The organism is Curtobacterium sp. B8 (genome assembly GCF_000333315.1).
GTDB lineage: Bacteria > Actinomycetota > Actinomycetes > Actinomycetales > Microbacteriaceae > Curtobacterium > Curtobacterium luteum.
Genome location: NZ_BACW01000498.1, coordinates 1 through 3,984, shown reverse-complemented (window position 1 = coordinate 3,984; position 3,984 = coordinate 1). Strand labels below are relative to the sequence as shown.

Sequence of the window (3,984 nt, the reverse complement as noted above, 5' to 3'; positions counted from 1 at the left end):
ACCGACGGCCTCGGTGTTCATCGCGACGAAGAACGGCGCGCAGCTGACCGCCGACCAGGTCCAGGCCATCGTGCACCTGACGAGCGCCGCGGTCGAGGGCATGCAGCCCACCGACGTCTCCGTCGTCGACTCGAAGGGCCAGACGCTCTCCGCGGTCGGCACCGGCGCCGCCGGCAGCGGCACGGACCAGGCCGCGGACTACGACCAGGCCACCAGCAAGAAGATCCAGGACCTCCTCGACACGACGCTCGGCGCCGGCAACGCGACCGTGGTCGTCTCCGCGACGATGAACCAGAACACCGGCACGAAGACGTCGGAGTCGTACGCGTCCCCGACCGGCGGCCCGGTCGCCCTGAACGAGTCGAGCACGACCGAGCAGTACGGCGCCGGCTCCGGTGCCGGCGGTGCCGGAGCGACCGGCGTGCTCGGACCGGACAACATCGCGGTGCCGAACGGATCCGCGACCAGCGGCGCGGGCAACGACTACAAGAACGAGTCCGCGACGAAGAACAACGCCGTCGACCACACGACCGAGACGACGCAGATCCCGGCCGGTGCACTCGAGAACCAGTCGGTCTCCGTCGCCCTGAACGCGAAGGCCGCCAGCGTCCAGAACGCCAACCTGCAGAGCATCAACGACCTCGTGTCCCGCGCCGCCGGCATCGACACCACCCGCGGCGACAAGATCGCGGTCGCGATGATGAACTTCGACACGACCGCCGCCGCGCAGGCCGCGGCGGCCCTCAAGGCGCAGCAGCAGGCGGACCAGCAGGCGTCGCTCTGGGCGACCATCCGGACCGCCGGCATCGTCATCGGGAGCCTCCTCGCCCTCATCGCGATCATGTGGGTCATCGCCCGACGTGCCCGCCGCCAGGAGCGCGAGGCCGTCGACCTCGGCGAACTCGATGCGTTCTCCGGCGAGACGTTCCAGCTGCCCCTCGCCGTCGACGAGCCCGAGGCGCTCCGCGCCGGGGACACCCCGACCGTGGCGCTCCCGACGCTGCCCGTCGAGGACGCGCCGACCGAGGTGCTCACCACCGAGGAGATCAGCGCCGAGCGCCGCCGCCAGGACATCCAGGCGCTCGCCGAGCGTGACCCGAAGCGCACCGCCGACCTGCTCCGCGGGCTCCTCGACGACCGGGCACCGGTGTGAGCGGCCTCGTCCCGAGCGTCGGCGGACCCGGCGGCAGCGGGCCGTCCGGCGCTGTCGACCGCCCGCTGACCGGGTCCCAGAAGGTCGCGCTCATCCTCATGCAGATGGAGACCGACCGCGCCGCCGAGGTGATGAAGCAGTTCACCGAGCTGGAGGCCGAGGAGATCTCCGCCGAGATCGTCCGCATGCGCCGGGTCGACGACACCGTCGTGGACCGCACCATGACCGAGTTCCACCGCATGACCATGCACGGCCGCACACAGAAGCGCGGCGGCAAGGAGACCGCGATGGGGCTGCTCGAGGCCTCGTTCGGCGCCGAACGCGCCGCCGGGGTCATGGACCGCCTCGCCTCGAACCTCGCCGGGCAGTCGTTCGACTTCCTCGACGACGCCGAGCCCGGGCAGGTCGTGACGCTCCTCGACGGCGAACTGCCGCAGACCATCGCCCTCGTGCTCGCGCACCTGCAGCCCGGGCAGGCCAGCGCCGTGCTCGCCGGCGTCGACGAGCGCGTCCGAACCGACGTCGCGCAGGCGTTCGCCACGATGGGTTCGGCGACGCCCGAGGCCGTCGGCATCGTCGCCGGAGTGCTCCGGCAGCGCGCCGGCGCCGTGGTGTCGCCCCGGGAGAGCGTCGAGGTCGTCGGGGGCATCGCGCCGCTCGTCGAGATCATCAACCGGTCCGACGTGGCGACCGAGAAGGCGGTGCTCGACGGCCTGGAGGCCCGCGACCCCGAACTCGCCGAGGACATCCGGTCCCGCATGCTCACCTTCGAGGACATCGTCAAGCTCGAGGCGCGCGACATCCAGCAGGTGCTCCGCGGGATCGACTCGAAGGTGCTGGCGACCGCCATGAAGGGCGCCGCCGGACCGGTCGTCGAGACCATCCGCGCGAACGTGTCCGAGCGCAACCGCGAGCTCCTCGACGACGAGCTGCAGGCGATGGGACCGATCCGGGTCTCGCAGGTCGAGGAGGCCCGCGCCGAGGTCGTCCGGTCCGTCCGCGAACTCGAGGCCCAGGGCGTCATCACCGTCCACCGCGCCGAGGAGGACGAGCTCGTTGACTGACCAGACCGTCCAGCGCATGACCTTCCCCGTCCTCGGGTCCGCCACCGCCGCCACGACCGCCGCCGCGGCGGAGGTCCGCGGGCACGCCGCCGGGTACGCGGCCGGTCTCCGCGCGGCGCAGGCCGAGACCGACGCGCTCCAGGCGCGGCTCCAGGCGGAGCACGACCGGCGACTCGCGTCGCTCACGGCGGACACGGTCCGCCGCGTGGCCGTCCTCGACGCCGCCACCAACGCCCTCCTCTCGCAGGTCGTGCCCGTCCTCCGCGACGCCGAGGCGTCCCTCGCGGACGCGACGATGGACCTGGCGGAGGCCGTCGTCGGGTACGCGATCCGTGCCTCCAGGTCGACCGACGCCCCGGACGGCGGCCGGGAGGCACCGGACGCGTCCGGCGCGGAGGCCACCGTCCTGCGGGCACTCGCGTCGGTCGACGCGTCGGTGGCGCTCCGGGTGCGGGTGAGCGTCGGCGACGCGGCGCGCGTCGCGGAGCTCGACACGGCGGTGCCGGTCGTCGGCGACCCGTCGCTCTCCGACGGGGACGCCGTGGTGGACCTGCCTGACGGGCTGCTGGACGCCCGGATCGGCGCGGCGCTCGACCGCGCCCGCGGGGCACTCGGCGGTGCACGATGACCGTGACCCTGCTGCGCCCGCGCGGCCTCGACGCCGCGGTCGACCAGGCACGCCCGGTGCGCCAGGGTGTCGTGTCGAGCGCCGTCGGCCTCGGTCTGACCGTCGTCGGGCTCGACGCCCGGATCGGCGACGTCGTCCTGGTCGGCGCCGACGACGGCCCGCAGACCGCGGTCGAGGTCGTCGCGACGGACACCACCGGCACCCGCTGCATGCCGCTCGGTCCGCTCGTCGGGGTGACCGCCGGGACGCCGGCACGGCCCACCGGTCGGCCCGTGCTCGTCCCCACCGGCCGCGGCCTGTTCGGACGGGTCCTCGACGGACTCGGTCGGCCGATCGACGACCTCGGACCGATCGACGCGGACGCATGGGTCCCGCTCGACCACGCGACGCCGGACGCGATGGGCCGTGCCCGCATCGACACGCCGCTGCAGCTCGGCGTCCGCGTGCTCGACACCCTGACCACGGTCGGCCGGGGGCAGCGCATGGGCCTCTTCGCCGGCTCCGGCGTCGGGAAGTCGTCCCTGCTGTCGATGATCGCGCGGGGGAGCGACGCCGCCGTGACGGTGATCGCACTCGTCGGGGAGCGCGGCCGCGAGGTGCGCGAGTTCCTCGAGGACGACCTCGGTCCGGAGGGCGTCGCACGGTCGATCGTCGTCGTGTCGACCTCCGACGAGCCGGCCCTCATGCGCCTGCGTGCCGCGTTCGTCGCCACCCGCATCGCCGAGTCGTTCCGTGACGAGGGCGCCGACGTCGTGCTCATGATGGACTCGCTCACCCGCGTCGCCATGGCGCAGCGGGAGATCGGCCTGTCCGTCGGCGAACCTCCGGCCACCCGCGGCTACCCGCCGTCGACGTTCTCGGTGCTCGCCGGGCTGCTCGAACGCGCCGGGACCGACCGGGTCGGCAGCATCACCGGCCTGTACACCGTGCTCGTGGACGGCGACGACCACAACGAGCCGATCGCGGACGCAGCCCGGAGCATCCTCGACGGGCACGTCGTGCTCGACCGGAAGCTCGCCGTCACCGGCCACTTCCCGTCGGTGGACGCGCTCGGGTCGGTGTCGCGCGTGGCCTCGAAGGTCACGAGCCGCGAGCAACGGGACACCGCGACCGCACTGCGGACCGTGATGGCGGCCCGT

Annotated in this window: 4 protein-coding genes; all 4 read left to right on the top strand. The window is 73.6% G+C overall.

What is annotated here, in order from left to right:
- The coding region (locus I59_RS12745; RefSeq protein ID WP_022904193.1) for a flagellar M-ring protein FliF C-terminal domain-containing protein at positions 1-1,153 on the top strand (1,153 nt) is incomplete at its 5' end.
- Complete coding sequence (gene fliG / locus I59_RS12740) at positions 1,150-2,217, top strand: flagellar motor switch protein FliG (RefSeq protein WP_022904192.1); 1,068 nt, start codon at positions 1,150-1,152, stop codon at positions 2,215-2,217. The genes I59_RS12745 and fliG, both read left to right, overlap by 4 nt.
- Complete coding sequence (locus I59_RS12735) at positions 2,210-2,845, top strand: hypothetical protein (RefSeq protein ID WP_148286219.1); 636 nt, start codon at positions 2,210-2,212, stop codon at positions 2,843-2,845. Before fliG ends, I59_RS12735 begins: the two co-directional genes overlap by 8 nt.
- Positions 2,842-3,984, top strand: a 1,143-nt coding sequence (locus tag I59_RS12730) for a FliI/YscN family ATPase (RefSeq protein ID WP_022904190.1), incomplete at its 3' end; no start/stop codon positions are given. The genes I59_RS12735 and I59_RS12730, both read left to right, overlap by 4 nt.